This window comes from Pseudomonas sp. GL-RE-26 (genome assembly GCF_019956275.1).
Classification (GTDB): Bacteria; Pseudomonadota; Gammaproteobacteria; order Pseudomonadales; family Pseudomonadaceae; genus Aquipseudomonas; species Aquipseudomonas grandcourensis.
In genome coordinates this window covers 684,970-703,974 of the sequence record NZ_JAHBDI010000011.1, presented here as the reverse complement: position 1 = coordinate 703,974, position 19,005 = coordinate 684,970, and the positions used below count along the sequence as shown (strand labels likewise).

The window sequence follows — 19,005 nt, the reverse complement described above, 5'->3', positions numbered from 1 at the left end:
ACTCTTCAGTTCAAACATCTTTGGGTTTTGAGAAAACCCTAAACTTGGCTCAGCAATCGTTGGTTACATCTTTGATTTCTCGCGGAGTAACTTGTGATGCTGATAATCTGTTGACTAGCAGTCTGACTCCACAAGCACCCACACGAATTGCTTGATTCAGTTGTTAAAGAGCGGTTGGTTAAGAACTTTCGTCTCAACCGAGGCGCGCATTCTACAGCAGCCTCATTTGCTGTCAAGTGATTATTTTCAGAAGCTTTCAAAGTTTCCTTTACAACTTCAACCACTTGCGCTTCAGATCTCTCATCAGCGGGAGGCGAATTCTACAGCGTTACACGCTGCTGTCAACACCTCTTTTTCAACTCCCTTTCGGCTTCGATGAACTGAAGCAGCTTGCTGTCGAAAACTGCGTAACTCTTTGTTTACCAAGGAGTTTTCCGTTTCGACTGCGCCGGAAGTGGGGCGAATTATAGGCTTCCAGAATCTGCCGTCAACCCCTTATTTCAGCTTTATTCGGATTTGAGCGTAATACGCGCAAATGCCTTCTTCCCGGCCTGGCAAACATGGGTCGCGCCCAGTGCATACATAAAGGTGCGATCAACAACCTCACCATCTATACGCACACCACCAGAACCCAGGAGATCTCGCGCCACCGCCGAGTTCTTGACCAGGCCAGCCTTATTAAGGACAGCAGCAATCGGCATATCCTCGGCAGCAGTCAATTCGATTTCCGGCAGATCATCCGGCAGCTCGCCATCCTTCATACGGTTACCGGCAGCACGGTGAGCATTGGCAGCAGCTTCCTCACCATGGAAGCGCGCGACGATCTCTTCAGCCAGCTTGATCTTGATGTCACGCGGATTGGCACCCGCCTCTACATCTGCGCGGAACCCATTGATCTCTTCCATGGAGCGGAAGCTGAGCAACTCGAAGTAACGCCACATCAGCACATCCGGAATGGAAACCAGCTTGCCATACATCACACCCGGCGCTTCCTGGATACCGACGTAGTTGCCCAAGGACTTGGACATCTTCTTCACGCCATCCAGACCCTCAAGCAGCGGCATGGTCAAAATGCACTGGGCTTCCTGACCATAACCACGCTGCAGCTCACGCCCCATCAGCAAGTTGAACTTCTGATCAGTGCCGCCGAGCTCGACGTCCGCGCGCAGAGCTACCGAGTCATAACCCTGAACCAGCGGATAAAGAAACTCATGAATGGCGATTGGCTGATTGGTCGTGTAGCGCTTGTCGAAGTCATCGCGCTCGAGCATGCGAGCCACGGTGTACTGCGAAGTCAGGCGAATGAAGTCGGCCGGCCCCATCTGATCCATCCAGGTGGAGTTGAAAGCCACTTCGGTTTTTGCCGGATCGAGAATCTTGAACACCTGAGTCTTGTAGGTCTCGGCATTCTCAAGGACTTGCTCGCGAGTGAGCGGCGGGCGCGTGGCACTCTTGCCGCTCGGATCACCGATCATCCCGGTGAAGTCACCTATAAGGAAGATCACCTGATGCCCCAGCTCCTGGAACTGACGCAGCTTATTAATAAGCACGGTGTGACCCAAGTGCAGGTCCGGAGCCGTTGGATCGAAGCCCGCCTTAATACGTAGCGGTTGGCCACGCTTGAGCTTTTCAATCAGCTCGGACTCGACCAACAGTTCTTCCGCACCACGTTTGATCAGCGCTAGCTGCTCTTCAACCGACTTCATAACAGACCCGCAAGGCTCAGATTCAAAGGGAACCAACCATACAAGATCGCGCGTCAAATACAAGGTTTGCCCGGCGCACGGACGCCAATCCGCAGACAGAGCGCCTGCGGACTTGCTTCAGAGATGATTTGGTTATATTTTATACAGTTATTTCATCTTCATCATGTCATTCATCTTTTCCAATTCATCTTTTTCAAAGTCAAAACCACTTATGACCACAGAATCGTCTAAAGCGCCGCCGCTTTACCCGAAGACCCACTTGCTTGCCGCAAGTGGCATCGCCGCCCTTCTCAGCCTGGCGCTCCTGGTATTCCCTTCCAGCGATGTCGAAGCCAAAAAGACAACCCTGAGTCTTGAACTGGAAAGCCCCGCTGAACAACTGACACAAGATCAAGACGCTGCTGAGGCCGTTCAAGCCACAAATGAACCAGCAACCTCCCCCTTCGCGCAGATCGACAACAGCGCCGAAGACACCCAGGAAACAGCTCAAGCCGAGCCTGCGCCGGTCGTCGAAGAAAAGAAGCCGGCAAGCCACAGGGAAGTGATCGTCACCAAGGGTGACACCCTCTCTACACTGTTCGAGAAGGTCGGCCTCCCAGCAACCTCAGTGCATGACGTGCTGGCCAGCGACAAGCAGGCCAAGCAGTTCAGCCAACTCAAGCATGGGCAAAAACTCGAATTCGAACTGAGTCCTGACGGCCAGTTGAGCAACCTGCACAGCAAACTCAACGACCTCGAAAGCATCAGCCTGACCAAGAACGACAAGGGCTACACCTTCAACCGCATTACCGCGAAACCGACCGTGCGCTCCGCCTATGTACATGGTGTGATCAACAGCTCGCTGTCGCAGTCCGCAGCCCGGGCCGGCCTGTCTCACAGCCTGACCATGGACATGGCCAGCGTGTTTGGCTACGACGTGGACTTCGCCCAGGATATTCGCCAAGGCGACGAGTTCGACGTGATCTACGAGCAAAAGGTGGTCAACGGCAAGGCCGTCGGCACTGGCCCGATCCTGTCGGCGCGCTTCACCAACCGCGGCAAGACCTACACCGCCGTGCGCTACACCAACAAACAAGGCAACAGCAGCTACTACACCGCTGACGGCAACAGCATGCGCAAGGCGTTCATCCGCACACCGGTGGACTTCGCTCGCATCAGCTCGAAATTTTCCATGGGCCGCAAACACCCGATCCTGAACAAGATCCGCGCCCACAAAGGCGTCGACTACGCAGCACCGCGCGGCACTCCAATCAAGGCAGCCGGTGATGGCAAGGTCTTGCTGGCCGGTCGCCGTGGTGGCTACGGCAATACAGTGGTCCTCCAGCACGGCAATACCTACACCACGCTCTACGGCCACATGCAAGGCTTCGCCAAAGGCGTGAAGACTGGCGGCACTGTGAAACAGGGTCAAGTGATTGGCTATATCGGCACCACCGGTCTCTCCACCGGTCCGCACCTGCACTACGAGTTCCAGGTCAATGGTGTACACGTCGACCCGCTGGGCCAGAAACTGCCAATGGCTGATCCGATTGCCAAGGCCGAACGCGCACGCTTCCTCGCCCAAAGCCAGCCACTGATGGCGCGCATGGAACAGGAAAAAGCCACTCTGCTGGCTTCGAGCAAGCGCTAAGCCATGGCGCTCTATATAGGTGTGATGTCCGGAACCAGCCTTGATGGCCTGGACATCGCACTGATCGAGCAAGCTCCGGCGATCAGGCTGATCGCCTCCCACTACATCTCGATGCCCGATACCCTGCGCGCTGAGCTGCTCGGCTTGTGCGCCAGCGGCCCGGACGAAATCGCCCGCTCCGCCATCGCCCAGCAAAACTGGGTGAAGCTGGCAGCCCAAGGGATTCATGCCCTTCTCGCTCAGCAGCAACTGAAGACTGACGACATTCGTGCGATTGGCAGTCATGGCCAGACCATCCGCCACGAACCGGCACGCGGTTTCACCGTGCAGATTGGCAACCCGGCCCTGCTGACCGAGCTGACCGGCATCACCGTGGTCAGCGACTTCCGCAGCCGCGACGTTGCTGCCGGCGGACAAGGCGCACCGCTGGTTCCCGCCTTTCATGAAGCCTTGTTTGAAGAGCGGGCTGGAAATCGCGCAGTACTGAACGTTGGCGGCTTCAGCAATCTCAGCCTTATCCAGCCCGGCAAGCCGGTCGCCGGTTTCGACTGTGGCCCGGGCAATGTGCTGCTGGACGCCTGGATTCACCAGCAACGCGGCGACCACTTTGACCGTGACGGCCAATGGGCTGCCAGCGGCAATGTAGAACCGGTGCTGTTGAATGCACTGCTCAGTGATCCGTTCTTTGTGACCAAAGGCCCGAAGAGTACCGGCCGGGAAGTGTTCAACCTGCCATGGCTGACACGACATCTGGCACAACTGCCAGCCTTCGCCGCCAAAGATGTTCAGGCGACGCTGCTTGAGCTGACCGCGCTGACCATCATCGAGTCACTGCAAAGCGCCCAGGCAGACACGCAGGAGTTGCTGGTCTGCGGCGGCGGTGCCCGCAACACGGCCTTGATGATTCGCTTGGCCAGCCTGCTGCCAAACGCCAGCGTCAGCAGCACTGCCACCTACGGCGTGGACCCCGACTGGGTTGAAGCCATGGCCTTCGCGTGGCTGGCTCATTGCTGCCTCGAAGGCATCGCAGCCAACCGTCCAAGCGTCACCGGTGCCCGCGGCTTGCGCGTACTCGGCGCCATCTACCCCGCATAAATCCTCCACACAGCAAAACGCCGCAAGACCCTGAGGCCGTACGGCGTTCTGTGAAACAGGTGCGCTGATCAGATCGAGAACGAAGAACCGCAGCCACAGGTGGTGGTTGCATTCGGGTTCTTGATGACGAAACGCGAACCTTCCAGACCTTCCTGGTAGTCCACCTCGGCACCTGCCAGGTACTGGAAGCTCATCGGATCGACAACCAGACTCACACCTTCGCGCTCGACGATGGTGTCGTCATCGGCCACTTCTTCATCGAAGGTGAAGCCGTACTGAAAACCTGAACAACCGCCGCCCGTAACGAATACGCGCAGCTTCAAGCGATCATTCCCCTCTTCATCGACCAGGCTCTTCACCTTGTGCGCGGCACCGTGGGTGAATTGCAAAGCCGTGGGGGTGAAGGATTCGACGCTCATGCTGACTATCTCCCGGCGTTACGCCGTCATATTGCGTGATGACGCGCATTATCCGCTTCTCCTAGAAAAGCGGTCAACTATTCTAGGAGCAGCGACAAGCTTCAAGCTGTGAGCTTCAAGCTTTCCGCTTACAACTTGAAGCTTGTAGCTCCTCTCAAGGCAGCATGCCGGCGTGGGACAGGCCCAGACGCTCATCCAGCCCGAACAGAATGTTCATGTTCTGCACGGCCTGACCCGAAGCGCCTTTGACCAGATTGTCGATCACCGACAACACGACCACCAGATCACCATCCTGAGGGCGATGCACAGCGATACGGCAGACGTTGGCACCCCGTACGCTACGAGTCTCCGGATGGCTGCCGGCCGGCATCACATCGACGAACGGCTCGTTGGCATAACGCTTTTCAAACAACGCCTGCAGATCCACCGAGCGATCAACAACGGTTGCGTAGAGCGTGGAGTGAATGCCACGAATCATCGGCGTCAGGTGCGGAACGAAGGTCAGGCCGACGTCCTTGCCTGCTGCACGACGAAGCCCCTGGCGAATCTCCGGCAGGTGACGGTGACCTTTGACCGCATAGGCCTTCATGCTTTCCGACGTTTCGGAGTACAGCGAGCCTACGGAAGCACCACGACCGGCACCGCTGACGCCGGACTTGCAGTCAGCAATCAGATGCGCAACATCGGCCAGGCCGGCTTCGAGCAATGGCAGGAAGCCCAATTGCGTTGCAGTCGGGTAGCAGCCCGGCACGGCAATCAGGCGCGCTTTCTTGATCTGCTCGCGATTGACTTCCGGCAAGCCGTAGACCGCCTCGTCCAGCAACTCCGGTGCACCGTGCGGTTGGCCGTACCACTTGGCCCATTCATCCGCGTCTTGCAGACGGAAGTCGGCCGACAGGTCGATGACCTTGGTCCCGGCCGCCAGCAGTTCGCCCGCCAAGGCATGGGCAACACCGTGCGGTGTGGCGAAGAACACCACATCGCAGGCACCCAGGGTCTTGATGTCCGGAACGCTGAACGCCAGGCCGTCGTAATGGCCTCGCAGGTTCGGGTACATGTCGGCGACGGCCAGGCCAGCCTCGGATCGGGAAGTGATGACAACCACCTCAGCTTGCGGATGTTGCGCCAACAGACGCAGCAGTTCGACACCTGTGTAACCCGTGCCGCCGACGATACCGACCTTGACCATAAACCTGCCCTCAACGAACCCACTGGAAAGCCGTCGATAATAGGGGCCGTGCGCCCCTGCGACAACCGTCAAGGTGACGTGCGGACGCTCACGAGTCCCGTCTCGGGCATACGTTCAAGTTTTGGCGAGTGGATTTTGTTGCCAGACAAGGCGCCGCGACGAGTCATAGCCCGCTATGGCGAGGAGCGGCAACGCAGTATGGCGACAAAAGACACCGTCAAAATTGAACAGTTATGTCCGAGATGGGACTCTTTCTCTACTATTCAGGCTACCGTGAACCTGGAATAACCAAAAATGCTCTATCTGTGGCTCAAAGCGTTTCATATCGTCAGCGTCGTGTGCTGGTTTGCCGGCCTGTTCTATTTGCCGCGCCTGTTCGTTTATCACGCACAAAGTGAAGACACGATCAGCAAGGAACGCTTCAGCGTCATGGAGCGCAAGCTGTACCGGGGCATCATGGGCCCGGCGATGATCGCCACGCTGATCTTCGGTGGCTGGCTCATCTACCTCAATCCAGGCATCTTCAGCCAAGGTGGCTGGATACACGCCAAACTGACCTTGGTCGTGTTGCTGATCGGCTACCACCACATGTGCGGCGCCCAGGTAAAACGTTTTGCCCGTGGCGAGAACACCCGCAGCCATGTCTTTTATCGCTGGTTCAATGAAGTGCCGGTTCTGATATTGCTGGCTATCGTAATTCTGGTCGTCGTTCGGCCGTTCTAAATCCAACAGGCACCACTCACCGGGGTACTTCCAATGTCGCTGCCCGCTCTGCTCGAACAACGTTTACGTCTGCCCGTGGTGGCGGCGCCGATGTTCCTGATATCCAATCCGCAATTGGTACTCGCCTGTTGTCGCCAGGGCGTGGTCGGCAGCTTCCCGGCGCTGAACCAGCGTGAAAGCAGCGGCTTCAAGGCCTGGCTGGAAGAAATCGAAGCCGGGCTGGCGACAATGGAAAATCCCGCGCCTTATGCCGTGAACCTGATCGTCCATAACAGCAATCCACGTTTACAGGCGGATCTGGAGATCTGCGTCGAACACAAAGTGCCGATCGTGATTACCAGCCTCGGCGCCGTGAAAGAACTGGTCGACGCGGTGCACAGCTACGGCGGCCTGGTGTTCCATGATGTAACGACACGCCGTCATGCCGAGAAAGCGGCCGAAGCCGGCGTGGATGGATTGATAGCCGTGGCTGCTGGCGCCGGTGGACACGCTGGGACCTGGAGCCCGTTCTCGCTGATTGCCGAGATCCGCCAGTTCTTCGACAAGACCCTGTTGCTGGCCGGCTGCTTGAACCACGGCCACGAAATTCTTGCCGCTCAATTGCTCGGCGCGGATTTGGCCTACTTTGGTACACGATTTATCGGCACGACCGAAAGTCACGCGCCCGACGCCTACAAAGAAATGCTGCTGACATCCAAAGCGGCAGACATCATCCATACTCCAGCCGTGTCAGGTGTCCCCGCGAGCTTCATGCGCAAGAGCCTGGAGGCCGCCGGTTTCGACATGGCCGCCTTGCAAGGCAAGGGCGAGATCAACTTCGGTTCCAAGCTCAAACCCGTCAGCGATGAGGCCAAAGCCTGGAAGACCGTTTGGTCTGCCGGCCAGGGCGTGGGAGAAATCGAAGACTTGCCGAGTGTCGAGCAGTTGATTACGCGTCTCGACGCGGAGTACCGCCAGGCCCTGGAGCATGCCGCCCGGCTGCCAAAACGCTGGCCGCGCTGACAGTAAATCTTGGCCAGTCTTGCCCGGCTGGCCCTACACTCACCCAGGCACAAGCTTCTTCTTTCAACCTCTCGCGACAAGGATGCCTCGCACATGGGCGAAAATCGTTTCAAGATCGTATTCGAAGGCGCCTTGCTGCCCGGTGTCGACATCACCACGGCAAAGCTCAATCTTGCCGATTTGTTTAAAAGCGATGTCACAGCCATCGAGCGCTTATTCGCCGGGCGTCCGGTAGCGCTCAAACGCAACCTGTCGCAAGCCGATGCCCAGACCTATCTCCAGGCACTGAGCAAAACCGGTATCGACGCCCGCATCGAAGCTGAAACGCCGATCGAACTGAACCTCGCCGACGTTCATGACCATGCTCCGGCCAGCAGCCAGGAGCCTTTGGCAGATCCACAGTCCCCTTACGCGCCGCCTCGCGCGCCCGTCGGCGAAGCCGTAGCCGAATTCGCAACGCTCAAGCCATTCAGTTTCGATGGCCGTATCGGCCGTTTGCGCTACCTCGCCTGGACGCTGGTGCTGTCAACTGTGCTCCTGGTCGTTTGCGGGGTGTTTGCCTTGGTCGCCCTGGCTATCATCGGCGCGGATTCGACCGCCGGCCTGATATTGGGCAGCTTGCTGGCCTTGATCCTGTTCGTCGGATTTGCCTTCGTCAGCATCCAGATCACCGTTCAACGCTTGCACGATGTCGGCTGGTCCGGCTGGCTGTGGTTGCTGAACCTGGTGCCGTTCGTTGGCAGTTTCTTTCCGTTCGTGATCATGGTCGTACCGGGCAACGACACTGCCAACCGCTACGGCCCACCGCCTCCGCCGAACAGTACCGCGGTCAAGGTATTGTCTTCGCTGTGGCTGATCGTTATCGCGCTGATTCTGTTCGGCACGCTGGCCGGTGGTCTCACGGCGATACGGGAAGAATACAAAAGCGCCGCCCAGAGCAGCTACGAAAGCAGTTCGGTCACCACCGATGAAATCGACGTCGAGGTCGAACCGGTGCCAAATTCCACCGACGATGCAGCCGAAGAGGCCCAGCCCCCTGTAGACTCTGCGAAAGAATGAACAGCGCTCCTGGCCCGTGACACCTGCGTCGCGGCGCGGAGCTGTTGCGATGGAGAACTGCATGACCCGTTACGCTCTGATCACTGGTGCCTCCAGCGGCATCGGCCTGGCAATGGCCGAAGCGCTGGCCCGGCGCGGCCGCAGCCTGATTCTGGTGGCCCGACAACGTGATCAGCTGGAAAGTATTGCGATTGAACTGACCCAAAGGTTCGGCGTGGAAGTGCTGTTCCGTGCCTGTGACCTGGGCGAACCGCTGCGCCTGTCCGGATTCCTGCTGGAGCTGGAAGAAGGCGACCGGCAGATCGATCTGCTGGTCAATTGCGCCGGTATCGGTACATGCGGCCCGTTTCTGGCCCAGGACTGGATGACCGAGCAAGACCTGATCGAAGTGAACATTCTCGCCCTCACCCGCCTGTGCCACGCCATCGGCAACAGCATGGCCCTGCAAGGCGGCGGGCAGATTCTGAATGTGGCCTCGGTAGCGGCGTTTCAACCCGGGCCGTGGATGAGTACTTATTACGCCAGCAAGGCGTATGTGCTGCACTTTTCCGAAGGATTGCGCGTCGAGCTGAAAAAATGTGCGATCAAGGTTTCGGTGCTCTGCCCCGGGCCGACCCGAACGGCGTTTTTCCGTACCGCGCAACTCGACAGCGAAAAACTGACCAACAGCAAACTGCTGATGAGCCCCGAGGAAGTGGCGCTCTACACCGTGCGCGCACTGGAAAAGAATAAAGCGATCATCATTCCCGGGCGGCGCAACCGCTGGTTCGCCGTCCTGCCGCGGCTCGGCTCGCGCTGGCTGACTCGCACGATCGCCGGCATGGTCAACAAGGCCTACTGCCCGCGCTGATCCAACCCAAGGTAAAAAGCTGGGCGCTGGCATACGCCATGAGTACACTCAGGCCAGCCCAAACAACGGAGAAAACAGCTGTGGATACTCTGTTCACCAAGATCATCAACCGGGAAATCCCGGCGAAGATCATTTACGAGGACGACCAGGTACTGGCCTTCCACGACATTGCCCCACAGGCACCGGTACATTTCCTGGTGGTCCCGAAGAAACCGGTTCGCACCTTGAACGACCTGACCGAGGACGACAAGACATTGGCCGGGCACATACTGTTCACCGCCCAGCGCCTGGCACTGGAGCTGGGCTGTGAAAAAGGTTTCCGCGTCGTCATGAACTGCAATGAAGAAGGCGGGCAAACCGTCTACCACATTCATATGCACGTGCTGGGTCAGCGCCAGATGCACTGGCCGCCGGGCTGATTGCGCCAAACCCTGTGGAAGCGGCGCACAGCCGCTTCCACAAAAGGCATCACAACACTGTCACAGCCTCTGCATCACAATGACCCAGCGCAAACCTTCCCCGGCCGATTGGGTTAAACTGGCCGCCGAAATCCCCCTCGGAGGTCAGCATGACTACCCAACGTCACTACTCGCCGATTGACCGCCTTCTGCTGCAAGCCGATGCCGCGATGCGCACCCTGATGCCCTTCAGCGGCCAGCCGTACCGTCCGTCGCCCGCCATCGTGCAGCCGGATGCGAAAATGAGCGACGAAGACACGCGCCACGTTGCCGGCCTGATGCGCATCAACCATACCGGCGAAGTCTGCGCCCAAGCGCTGTACCAAGGACAGGCGCTGACCGCCAAACTGCCGCAAGTGCGTGCCGCGATGGAACATGCCGCCGAAGAAGAAATCGATCACCTGGTCTGGTGCGAACAACGCATTCATCAACTGGGTAGCCACACCAGCATCCTCAATCCGCTGTTCTATGGCATGTCGTTCGGGATCGGCGCAGTGGCCGGCCTGATCAGCGACAAAGTCAGCCTCGGTTTCGTTGCGGCGACGGAAGACCAGGTGTGCAAACACCTGAACGAACATCTGGAGCAATTGCCGGCCGAGGATGAAAAATCCCGGGCGATTCTTGAGCAGATGCGCATCGATGAAGAACAGCATGCCGAAAGTGCGCTGGATGCTGGCGGGTTCCGCTTTCCGGCACCGGTGAAGTTCGGGATGAGCCTGATGGCCAAGGTGATGACCAAGAGTACTTATCGGATCTGATGGTTGCTTTGTCGGTCCGGGCTTCTTCGCGAGCAGGCTCGCTCCCACAGGGTTCGGTGATAACAATAAAAAAGGCGACTGCCGTGATGGAGTCGCCTTTTTTTGTGTTCGAGAATCTTACGCCATATTGCGCGCGTAGAAGATTTCGAGCATTTCGTGTTTCACCCGCTCGGTCACCTGGGCGCGTTGCTCAGAGGACAGGTTGCTGGTGGCGTCGCCGAACAGGTAGTTATCCAGTTCGAAGTTCTTCAGCAGCATCTTGGTGTGGAACAGGTTTTCCTGGTACACGTTCACGTCGGTCATCTGGTACGCGTCGTAAGTGTCGTCGGAGAGGTAGTTCTGGATCGAATTGATCTCGTGGTCGATGAAGTGCTTTTTGCCTTCAACGTCACGGGTGAAGCCGCGCACACGGTAATCCACGGTCACGATGTCCGAATCGAACTGGTGAATCAGGAAGTTGAGCGCTTTAAGCGGTGAAATGACCCCGCAAGTCGACACATCGATGTCCACACGGAAGGTTGCAATACCACTGACCGGATGGATTTCCGGATAGGTGTGCACCGTGATGTGGCTCTTGTCGAGGTGGGCCAGAATGATTTCGGGCAGCGGGCCCGGAGACTCTTCGATCTGACTGTCGGTCGGGGTTACCGGCTCTTCCGAGATCAGGATCGTGACGCTGGCGCCCTGCGGCTCATAGTCCTGACTGGCAATGTTCAGGATGTTGGCACCAATGATATCGACAACTTCCGTGAGGATCTGCGTCAGGCGTTTCGCGTTGTACTCTTTATTGATGTACTCGACGTAAGCCTGCTGGTCTTGCGGGGTTTCCGCGTAGCAGATGTCATAGATGTTGAAGCTCAAGGTCTTTGTCAGGTTATTGAACCCGTGGAGCTTGAGTTTGCTTTTCACCGTTAAAAACTCTCTATGTGTTTGCGGCCCGGCCGCGTGATCAAGCATGCCCGTCAAATGCGAACAACGCACCTGCGTAGGACGGTTAACACCTCTTCGCGATGGCGATTTTGGTTGTCTGTTCGGGAGCGCGGCCTGTCGGCTGACGGGCCACTACCCTGAAAAAAGTGGCGCATTATGCAGACGTCAGCTTGGGATCGCCAGAGTCTGCACAGCTTTTATGATAGTTGAATGTCGATTCAACCGAGCTCGATGATCTCGTAGTCGTGGGTAATTGCCACACCAGCCGCGCCGAGCATGATCGAGGCCGAGCAATACTTCTCGGCAGACAGCTCGATGGCGCGTTTGACCTGGGCCTCTTTCAGCCCGCGGCCCTTGACCACAAAGTGCATGTGGATCTTGGTGAACACCTTTGGATCTTCGGTCGCACGCTCGGCTTCGAGGAAGGCTTCACAGCTTTCGACCGACTGGCGGGACTTCTTGAGGATGCTGACCACATCGAAATTGCTGCAACCGCCGACACCCAGCAGCAGCATTTCCATCGGCCGGACACCCAGGTTACGTCCGCCGGCATCGGGCGGACCGTCCATGACCACGACATGACCGCTACCGGATTCGCCGAGGAACATGGCTTCGCCAGCCCATTGGATGCGTGCCTTCATCGCCAAGACTCCACTGTATAAAAAAGGGTCGCCAGCTTAGCACAGGCCCCGTGATTGACAGCGCCCGGCGTCCTAGGACATATCCCACTGCCTTGTAGGTAAATGCTCGAATATTGCTGGAAGTGTCTGTTAAGCTGACGCCAATTCTATGGCGCATAGCCAGCTTTACTCCAGCATTCACTTTTTATAAAAACCAAACATACCGTGCAGTTTTTTCGGGATACAACCATGGTTGCTATTGCCCCCAACTCCAAGATCAAGAACCTCGACAAGCTGTTGATGCATTGCCAGCGCCGCCGTTATCAGGCCAAGAGCAACATCATTTGTGCCGGCGACCGCTCGGAAACGCTGTTCTTCATCATCAAAGGCTCAGTCACCATCCTGATCGAAGATGACGACGGCCGGGAAATGATCATTTCCTACCTGAACGCCGGGGACTTTTTCGGCGAGTTGGGCCTGTTTGAGCAAGCCGGCCTGGAGCAGGAGCGCAGCGCTTGGGTGCGGGCCAAGGTTGAATGCGAAGTCGCGGAAATCAGCTACGCGAAATTCCGCGAGTTGTCCCAGCAGGATCCGGACATTCTTTACGTCCTCAGCGGACAAATCGCACAACGCCTGCGCAACACCACGCGCAAGGTCGGTGACCTGGCATTCTTTGATGTAACCGGCCGAGTCGCCCGCTGTCTGCTGGAGCTGTGCAAACAGCCAGACGCCATGACGCACCCCGATGGCATGCAAATCAAGGTGACCCGTCAGGAAATCGGGCGGATTGTCGGTTGTTCGCGGGAGATGGTCGGTCGCGTGCTCAAGGATCTGGAGGAGCGCAACCTGGTGGACGTCAAAGGCAAGACCATGGTGGTCTTCGGTACGCGATAAGCTCGAAAACCTAGCCGCTGAACATCTGCGCCAGCATCAACCGGTAGAGTTCGTCGAGGCGCGCCAGGGCATCGTGCGCCGCGAACTTCTCATGCAACGCGATATGGCTTTCGGCGCGTACTCGTTGCTCCAGACCGCAGGCCTCGTTGAAACGATTGACTGCGGCGACCATCGACTCTCGGTCGTTGTCCATCAGCATCGCACCGTGCACCAACCCCACCGGTCGCTGACCACCTTGGCTCTGGCGCCAGCGTTGCGCGGTGCCGACCATCTTGCGTCCATCAAGGTTGACGTTGAAGCGGCCATCGCAGAACGCGCCGTCGATTTCGCCAAGGGACGACGAACCACCCAATTCATCCAGCAACTGGCAGATGGGATCGCACAGGCGCCGGTAACCGGTTTCGATGCGGTTCAAATCACCTTCGCTGCGTGGTGGTGCGTAAACCAGGGCGATGTTGATCGTTGTGGCCGATTGTGGAACCGGCTCGCCGCCGGTATCGCGCAGCAGCACTGGCCAACCTGCCGCCGCCGACACTTCACATGCAGCCTCGAAACCCGGCAAGCGATTCAAACGGCGCGGCATGACCAGCGCCCGATCGCTCGGCTGCCAGAACAGCAGGCCGAACTCCGCGTCGCCGGCACAGACCGAGGCCAACAGATCCTGCTCGGCTTGCAGGCCGGCTTCGATGGTGAGGGAGGTTGGCAGCGACATGGAAGGCTCCGACAGACCAGAGGTCTTCAGGGGATTTGCGGGCCTCTTCGCGGGCAAGCCCGCTCCCACAGTGGAAGCGGATTGCCTGTGAAGATGTATTCAGTCGAGGGTCGAGCCGCTGACGGGAATACCGCGCTCAGGGAAGAACAGACGCTGCAACTCGGTACCCGGGCTTTCGGCGCGCATGAATGCTTCGCCGACCAGGAACGCGTAGACGTCGCTGATTTCCATCAGTTCGACATCGGCGCGGTTGAGAATGCCGCTCTCGGTGATGACCAGACGATCGCGTGGAATGCGCGGTAACAGGTCGAGGGTGGTTTCCAGGCTGACATCGAAAGTGTGCAGATTGCGGTTGTTCACACCAACCAGCGGAGTATCGAGGGTTTTCAAGGCCCGCTCCAGCTCATCGCCATCATGGACTTCCACCAACACGTCGAGGTTGACGCTTTTGGCCACGGCTGCCAGTTCGGCCATTTTCACGTCATCCAGTGCGGAAACGATCAACAGCACGCAATCGGCGCCCAGGGCCCGGGCTTCGACGATCTGGTACGGATCGATCATGAAGTCCTTGCGGATCACCGGCAACTTGCATGCCGCACGGGCCTGCTCCAGGTAGGCGTCAGCGCCCTGGAAATAATCGATATCGGTGAGTACCGACAGGCAGGTCGCGCCGCCCTTCTCGTAGCTTCTGGCGATATCGGCGGGAACGAAGTTCTCACGGATCACGCCTTTGCTCGGCGAGGCTTTCTTGATTTCAGCAATGACTGCCGGTTGCTTCAACTTGGCCTGAGCCAGCAAGGCCTTGGCAAAACCACGGGGTGCATCGGCCGCCTTGGCCAGGTTTTCCAGCTCGGCGAGGCTGACGCGAGCGCTACGCTCGGCGACTTCCTCGACCTTGCGCGCCAGAATCTTTTCCAGAACCGTCGGTACACTCATCCCTCATTCTCCACTTTGAATACCGCGGTAAATGCACCCAGTTCCTCAAGCTTTTCTCGAGCGAGGCCGGTGTGCAACGCATCGTGCGCCAAGGCAACGCCTTCTTTCAGGCTGCTGGCATGGTCGGCCGCGTACAGTGCGGCACCGGCATTGAGCACGATCATCTCGGCCGCTTTTTGACCGTTTTCGGTCTTGCGCTTGCCCAGGGCATCGCGAATCAGCTCCAGGGAAGCCGCCGGGCTTTCCACGGCCAGGCCATGCAGGCTCTGGCTCTTCATGCCCAGGTCTTCCGGCTCGACCCAATACTCGGTGATCTGGTCGTTTTTCAGCTCTGCCACGAAGGTCGGTGCTGCCAGGCTGAACTCATCCAGGCCATCCTTCGAATGCACCACCAGCACATGCTTGCTGCCCAGACGCTGCAACACTTCCGCCAGCGGCCGGCACAAGGCCTGGGTAAATACGCCTACCACCTGATGTTTCACACCGGCCGGATTCGTAAGCGGGCCGAGCATGTTGAACAAGGTACGCAAGCCCAGATCCCGGCGCGGGCCGGCGGCGTATTTCATCGCAGAGTGATGGGTCTGGGCAAACATGAAACCGATACCAACGTTGTCAATGCAGCGTGCCACCTGAACCGGCGTCAGGTTCAGGTAGATACCGGCCGCCTCCAGCAGATCGGCACTGCCGCTCTTGCCCGAGACTGCACGGTTGCCGTGCTTGGCCACGGTGCAGCCAGCAGCGGCAACCACGAACGCAGAAGCGGTCGACACGTTGAAGATATTGGCGCCGTCGCCGCCGGTGCCCACCACATCGACCACACCGTCGAGGGTCTTGAGTTCGACCTTGTCCGCCAGTTCGCGCATCACCGACACCGCACCGACGATTTCGTCGATGCTTTCGCTCTTCATGCGCATGGCCATCATGAACGCGCCAATCTGCGCGTCCGAGCATTGCCCGGTCATGATCTCGCGCATGACATCGCGCATTTCATCGGTGCTGAGGTCGAGGTGATCGACGATACGGCTCAGGGCTGTCTTGATATTCATGAAAAGTCCTTAGCGCGTGCCGCCGGTTTGTTTGAGGAAGTTGGCGAACAGTTCGTGGCCCTGTTCGGTGAGGATCGACTCAGGGTGGAACTGCACGCCTTCGATGTTCAGAGTCTTGTGGCGCAGGCCCATGATCTCGTCGACCGAGCCGTCTTCGAGTTGGGTCCAGGCGGTCAGCTCCAGGCAATCTGGCAGGGTTTCGCGCTTGACGATCAATGAATGATAGCGCGTGACCGTCAGCGGACGATTCAGGCCTTCGAAGACACCCTTGTCCTCGTGAAATACCGGGCTAGTCTTACCGTGCATCACTTGGCGGGCGCGCACAACATCACCGCCAAAGGCTTGGCCGATGGACTGGTGGCCGAGGCAGACACCTAGAATCGGCAGTTTGCCAGCGAAATGCTTGATCGCTTCAATCGAGATGCCGGCCTCGGTCGGGGTGCAAGGACCGGGGGATACAACAATGCGCTCAGGGTTGAGGGCTTCGATTTCAGCGATGGTCAGCTCATCGTTGCGCACGACCTTGACTTGGGAGCCAAGCTCGCCCAGGTATTGCACAACGTTGTAGGTAAAGGAGTCGTAGTTATCGATCATCAGCAACATGGCGTATAGAACCTCTTGAATTCACTGACTTTGAAGATGGCCTTCGAATGATTTACCCGCAGAGTGCTGCGCTTTGTCAGGTGCCGGAGTAGCGCCAGCAAAGCGGCATTTCAAACAGGTAAATAAGGCAAAGCGGTACAGGTCCGGCGAAGCCGGCAAAAGAATTCAGGCGCGCCAACGCCAGCGGGCGTGTGCCTTGATGACTTGATCCAGGAGTTTACTGATGATCAACACGGGGAAGGTCTCGTTCGTACGTCCCGGCACAGTAACTTAGCTGGGCAGAGCGCGCAATATCGCCGGGGGCACTGCCCGCGAAACTATCAAAGGCTTCGCGACAGATGGCAAAAGGCCGGAAGTTTTTGGTACTGTCGTTTCGTTCACTAAAACAATAAATAAACGGACTTGCTCATGATCAAACAGTCGTTGTTTGTACCGCTCGCAGGATGCTTGCTCGCGATGGCATGCGCCCAGGCGAACGCCGCACCTAATCCTTATACAAGTTTCATTGTCTTCGGGGACAGCCTTAACGACGCTGGGACCTTTGCCGACACGGGCGGGCCTGCCGGGGCGACACAGCGCTTCACCAACCGGACGGGGCCGGTGTACCTGGATGGCAGCGGCGAAGTCCGCTCTCTCAACTCCACACAGATCCTGGGTGGGAAACTGGGGTTTTCACCGGACCAAACGGCATCCTCTGCTTCAGCCGTTCGCGCCAACGAAGGCCTGCCTGATGGTAACAACTGGGCTGTAGGCGGCTACCGTACCGACCAGATTCTTGATTCGATTACCAGCACCTCCGCCACTGGCGAGCGCACCCGGGCCGGCTATCTTCCATCCAATAACTTCCGTGCCGACCCGAATGCACTGTATTACCTGTCGGGTGGCGGTAATGACTTCCTGCAAGGTCGCGTGACCAGCCTGCCCCAGGCCAGTGCCGCCGCCGACCGCCTGGCCGACAGCGTGCAGACGCTGCAAACCGCCGGCGCCAAATACGTCATGGTCTGGTTGCTGCCCGATATCGGCTTTACCCCGGCGTTCAACGGCACCCCGCTGCAAGCGTTCACGTCCCAACTCAGCGCCCAGTTCAACACTGAACTGGTAAGCCGACTGCAAAACATCAATGCCGAAGTCATCCCGCTCAACATTCCGGTACTGCTCAAAGAGACGTTCGCCAACCCGGCACAGTTTGGCCTGGCCACCGACCAGAACCTCATCACCACCTGCTTCAGCGGCAACGGTTGCACCGAGAACGCCCGCTACGGCATCAACAGCGCGACGCCGGACCCGACCAAGCTGATCTACAACGACTCGGTGCACCCCACCGAAGCCGGGCAGCGCCTGATTGCCGATTACGCCTACTCCCTGCTGGCGGCGCCATGGGAGCTGACCTTGCTGCCGGAAATGGCCCAGGGCACCGTGCGCGCGCATCAGGATGAATTGCGCAACCAGTGGCTGGCCGATTGGGAAAACTGGCAAGGCGTCGGCCAATGGCGAGCCATTGTTTCCGGCGGCGGACAGCATCAGGACTTTGACGGTCAGGACAGCGTGGCAAGCGCCGACGGCAACGGCGCCAACCTGAACATCGGTGGCAGCTATCGTCTCGATGACGCCTGGCGTGTTGGTCTGGTGGCCGGTTTCTACAACCAGAAACTCGAGGCCGGCAACAACGACTCCGACTACAAGCTCAACACTTACCTGGGCACGGCTTTCGCCCAGTACCAGCAAAATCGTGTGTGGGCTGATGCGGCGTTGACGGCCGGGCATCTGGATTACGACAGCCTCAAGCGTAAATTCCAGCTGGGCGCCAACGAACGCGGCGAAAAAGGTGATACAAGCGGCTACGTCGAAGCCTTCAGCGCACGCGTGGGTTACGACATTGCGCAACAAGCCAGCAGCCCCTGGCACCTGTCGCCGTTTGTCAGCGCCGACTTCTCCAAGGTGCAAGTCGATGGTTACTCGGAGGACGGCAACAATTCCACGGCGCTGACCTTCGCCGATCAGGAGCGTATTTCCCGGCGCCTGGGCGCTGGCCTGCAGGGCAAATACCAGATCACCCCACAAACCCAGGTTTTCGGCGAAGCGGCAATCGAGCGCGAGTACAACGACGATACCCAGGACGTGGACATCAACCTCAATACCCTGCCAAACAACCAGTTCACGCTGGAAGGCTACACCCCGCAAAGTCACTTGCAACGAGTGAACCTGGGTGTGAGCCACAACCTCACCAAGGACCTGGCACTGCGCGCCAGCTACAACATCCGCAAGGACGATGACTTCACCCAACAGGGCATCAACGTAGGTGTTGCGCTGGACTTCTGATGTGCAGCCAATAAAAAACGCGGCGCCCTCACAGGCGCCGCGTTTTTTTATGGTGG

Annotated in this window: 19 protein-coding genes; 10 read left to right on the top strand and 9 right to left on the bottom strand. The window is 58.3% G+C overall.

The window, feature by feature from the left end:
• Positions 1–506: 506 nt before the first annotated feature.
• Positions 507–1,706 carry a tyrosine--tRNA ligase gene (gene tyrS / locus KGB07_RS10740; RefSeq protein WP_046039529.1) on the bottom strand — a complete coding sequence of 400 codons (1,200 nt, stop codon included), beginning with the start codon at positions 1,704–1,706 and terminating at the stop codon, positions 507–509.
• Positions 1,707–1,917: 211 nt separating this feature from the next.
• On the opposite strand from tyrS, the gene KGB07_RS10735 reads away from it, so the two are divergent.
• Together KGB07_RS10735 and KGB07_RS10730 are read left to right on the top strand one after the other, a co-directional pair.
• Positions 1,918–3,336, top strand: a complete 1,419-nt coding sequence (locus KGB07_RS10735; RefSeq protein WP_223465354.1) for a peptidoglycan DD-metalloendopeptidase family protein — start codon at positions 1,918–1,920, stop codon at positions 3,334–3,336.
• Positions 3,337–3,339: 3 nt separating this feature from the next.
• On the top strand, positions 3,340–4,431 hold the full coding sequence (locus tag KGB07_RS10730) for an anhydro-N-acetylmuramic acid kinase (protein WP_223465352.1): 1,092 nt from the start codon (positions 3,340–3,342) through the stop codon (positions 4,429–4,431).
• Between the two features lie 68 nt (positions 4,432–4,499).
• On the opposite strand, the gene erpA is transcribed toward KGB07_RS10730, so the two are convergent.
• Both erpA and argC read right to left on the bottom strand, forming a co-directional pair.
• Positions 4,500–4,850 (bottom strand): iron-sulfur cluster insertion protein ErpA, encoded by a 351-nt coding sequence (gene erpA, locus KGB07_RS10725; protein WP_007906865.1) that lies wholly within the window; start codon positions 4,848–4,850, stop codon positions 4,500–4,502.
• 154 nt (positions 4,851–5,004) lie between these two features.
• On the bottom strand, positions 5,005–6,039 hold the full coding sequence (argC, locus tag KGB07_RS10720; RefSeq protein ID WP_046039523.1) for an N-acetyl-gamma-glutamyl-phosphate reductase: 1,035 nt from the start codon (positions 6,037–6,039) through the stop codon (positions 5,005–5,007).
• A 294-nt stretch (positions 6,040–6,333) separates the two neighbouring features.
• Between argC and hemJ the strand changes: the two genes are divergently transcribed.
• From hemJ to coq7, 6 genes are all read left to right on the top strand, one after another.
• On the top strand, positions 6,334–6,762 hold the full coding sequence (gene hemJ, locus KGB07_RS10715) for a protoporphyrinogen oxidase HemJ (RefSeq protein ID WP_046039521.1): 429 nt from the start codon (positions 6,334–6,336) through the stop codon (positions 6,760–6,762).
• A gap of 33 nt (positions 6,763–6,795) precedes the next feature.
• Positions 6,796–7,764 carry an NAD(P)H-dependent flavin oxidoreductase gene (locus KGB07_RS10710; protein WP_223465350.1) on the top strand — a complete coding sequence of 323 codons (969 nt, stop codon included), beginning with the start codon at positions 6,796–6,798 and terminating at the stop codon, positions 7,762–7,764.
• 93 nt (positions 7,765–7,857) lie between these two features.
• Positions 7,858–8,823 carry a DUF805 domain-containing protein gene (locus KGB07_RS10705; protein WP_046039516.1) on the top strand — a complete coding sequence of 322 codons (966 nt, stop codon included), beginning with the start codon at positions 7,858–7,860 and terminating at the stop codon, positions 8,821–8,823.
• A 61-nt stretch (positions 8,824–8,884) separates the two neighbouring features.
• Entirely contained in the window at positions 8,885–9,673 is a 789-nt protein-coding gene (locus tag KGB07_RS10700) for an SDR family NAD(P)-dependent oxidoreductase (protein WP_223465348.1), read from the top strand.
• Between the two features lie 80 nt (positions 9,674–9,753).
• Positions 9,754–10,092: a histidine triad nucleotide-binding protein gene (locus KGB07_RS10695; RefSeq protein ID WP_046039514.1), complete on the top strand. Its 339-nt coding sequence runs from the start codon at positions 9,754–9,756 to the stop codon at positions 10,090–10,092.
• Between the two features lie 149 nt (positions 10,093–10,241).
• Entirely contained in the window at positions 10,242–10,889 is a 648-nt protein-coding gene (gene coq7 / locus KGB07_RS10690) for a 2-polyprenyl-3-methyl-6-methoxy-1,4-benzoquinone monooxygenase (protein ID WP_223465346.1), read from the top strand.
• A gap of 117 nt (positions 10,890–11,006) precedes the next feature.
• Here the strand turns inward: coq7 and speD are convergent, their stop codons facing one another.
• Entirely contained in the window at positions 11,007–11,798 is a 792-nt protein-coding gene (gene speD, locus KGB07_RS10685; protein ID WP_007986012.1) for an adenosylmethionine decarboxylase, read from the bottom strand.
• Between the two features lie 239 nt (positions 11,799–12,037).
• The gene (locus KGB07_RS10680; protein WP_223465344.1) at positions 12,038–12,460 is read right to left on the bottom strand and encodes an OsmC family protein; all 423 of its coding nucleotides are present in this window, start codon (positions 12,458–12,460) and stop codon (positions 12,038–12,040) included.
• A gap of 228 nt (positions 12,461–12,688) precedes the next feature.
• On the opposite strand from KGB07_RS10680, the gene crp reads away from it, so the two are divergent.
• Positions 12,689–13,333 carry a cAMP-activated global transcriptional regulator CRP gene (gene crp / locus KGB07_RS10675; RefSeq protein WP_046039511.1) on the top strand — a complete coding sequence of 215 codons (645 nt, stop codon included), beginning with the start codon at positions 12,689–12,691 and terminating at the stop codon, positions 13,331–13,333.
• Between the two features lie 10 nt (positions 13,334–13,343).
• Here the strand turns inward: crp and KGB07_RS10670 are convergent, their stop codons facing one another.
• The 4 genes from KGB07_RS10670 to KGB07_RS10655 form a co-directional block, all read right to left on the bottom strand.
• On the bottom strand, positions 13,344–14,045 hold the full coding sequence (locus KGB07_RS10670; protein WP_046039510.1) for a biotin/lipoate A/B protein ligase family protein: 702 nt from the start codon (positions 14,043–14,045) through the stop codon (positions 13,344–13,346).
• 99 nt (positions 14,046–14,144) lie between these two features.
• Positions 14,145–14,981: an indole-3-glycerol phosphate synthase TrpC gene (gene trpC / locus KGB07_RS10665; RefSeq protein WP_223465342.1), complete on the bottom strand. Its 837-nt coding sequence runs from the start codon at positions 14,979–14,981 to the stop codon at positions 14,145–14,147.
• On the bottom strand, positions 14,978–16,027 hold the full coding sequence (gene trpD / locus KGB07_RS10660) for an anthranilate phosphoribosyltransferase (RefSeq protein WP_046039507.1): 1,050 nt from the start codon (positions 16,025–16,027) through the stop codon (positions 14,978–14,980). Before trpD ends, trpC begins: the two co-directional genes overlap by 4 nt.
• 9 nt (positions 16,028–16,036) lie before the next feature.
• The gene (locus tag KGB07_RS10655) at positions 16,037–16,630 is read right to left on the bottom strand and encodes an aminodeoxychorismate/anthranilate synthase component II (protein ID WP_007906885.1); all 594 of its coding nucleotides are present in this window, start codon (positions 16,628–16,630) and stop codon (positions 16,037–16,039) included.
• Between the two features lie 408 nt (positions 16,631–17,038).
• On the opposite strand from KGB07_RS10655, the gene estP reads away from it, so the two are divergent.
• Positions 17,039–18,949, top strand: coding sequence for an esterase EstP (estP, locus tag KGB07_RS10650; RefSeq protein WP_046039504.1), 1,911 nt, complete (start codon positions 17,039–17,041; stop codon positions 18,947–18,949).
• Positions 18,950–19,005 lie beyond the last annotated feature (56 nt).

What these genes read in the sequence shown, in the direction of transcription:
- tyrS (WP_046039529.1), bottom strand. Translation starts at nt 1,706, where the DNA reads ATGAAGTCGGTTGAAGAGCAGCTAGCGCTGATCAAACGTGGTGCGGAA.
- KGB07_RS10735 (WP_223465354.1), top strand. Translation starts at nt 1,918, where the DNA reads ATGACCACAGAATCGTCTAAAGCGCCGCCGCTTTACCCGAAGACCCAC.
- KGB07_RS10730 (WP_223465352.1), top strand. Translation starts at nt 3,340, where the DNA reads ATGGCGCTCTATATAGGTGTGATGTCCGGAACCAGCCTTGATGGCCTG.
- erpA (WP_007906865.1), bottom strand. Translation starts at nt 4,850, where the DNA reads ATGAGCGTCGAATCCTTCACCCCCACGGCTTTGCAATTCACCCACGGT.
- argC (WP_046039523.1), bottom strand. Translation starts at nt 6,039, where the DNA reads ATGGTCAAGGTCGGTATCGTCGGCGGCACGGGTTACACAGGTGTCGAA.
- hemJ (WP_046039521.1), top strand. Translation starts at nt 6,334, where the DNA reads ATGCTCTATCTGTGGCTCAAAGCGTTTCATATCGTCAGCGTCGTGTGC.
- KGB07_RS10710 (WP_223465350.1), top strand. Translation starts at nt 6,796, where the DNA reads ATGTCGCTGCCCGCTCTGCTCGAACAACGTTTACGTCTGCCCGTGGTG.
- KGB07_RS10705 (WP_046039516.1), top strand. Translation starts at nt 7,858, where the DNA reads ATGGGCGAAAATCGTTTCAAGATCGTATTCGAAGGCGCCTTGCTGCCC.
- KGB07_RS10700 (WP_223465348.1), top strand. Translation starts at nt 8,885, where the DNA reads ATGACCCGTTACGCTCTGATCACTGGTGCCTCCAGCGGCATCGGCCTG.
- coq7 (WP_223465346.1), top strand. Translation starts at nt 10,242, where the DNA reads ATGACTACCCAACGTCACTACTCGCCGATTGACCGCCTTCTGCTGCAA.
- KGB07_RS10680 (WP_223465344.1), bottom strand. Translation starts at nt 12,460, where the DNA reads ATGAAGGCACGCATCCAATGGGCTGGCGAAGCCATGTTCCTCGGCGAA.
- crp (WP_046039511.1), top strand. Translation starts at nt 12,689, where the DNA reads ATGGTTGCTATTGCCCCCAACTCCAAGATCAAGAACCTCGACAAGCTG.
- KGB07_RS10670 (WP_046039510.1), bottom strand. Translation starts at nt 14,045, where the DNA reads ATGTCGCTGCCAACCTCCCTCACCATCGAAGCCGGCCTGCAAGCCGAG.
- trpC (WP_223465342.1), bottom strand. Translation starts at nt 14,981, where the DNA reads ATGAGTGTACCGACGGTTCTGGAAAAGATTCTGGCGCGCAAGGTCGAG.
- trpD (WP_046039507.1), bottom strand. Translation starts at nt 16,027, where the DNA reads ATGAATATCAAGACAGCCCTGAGCCGTATCGTCGATCACCTCGACCTC.
- KGB07_RS10655 (WP_007906885.1), bottom strand. Translation starts at nt 16,630, where the DNA reads ATGTTGCTGATGATCGATAACTACGACTCCTTTACCTACAACGTTGTG.
- estP (WP_046039504.1), top strand. Translation starts at nt 17,039, where the DNA reads ATGATCAAACAGTCGTTGTTTGTACCGCTCGCAGGATGCTTGCTCGCG.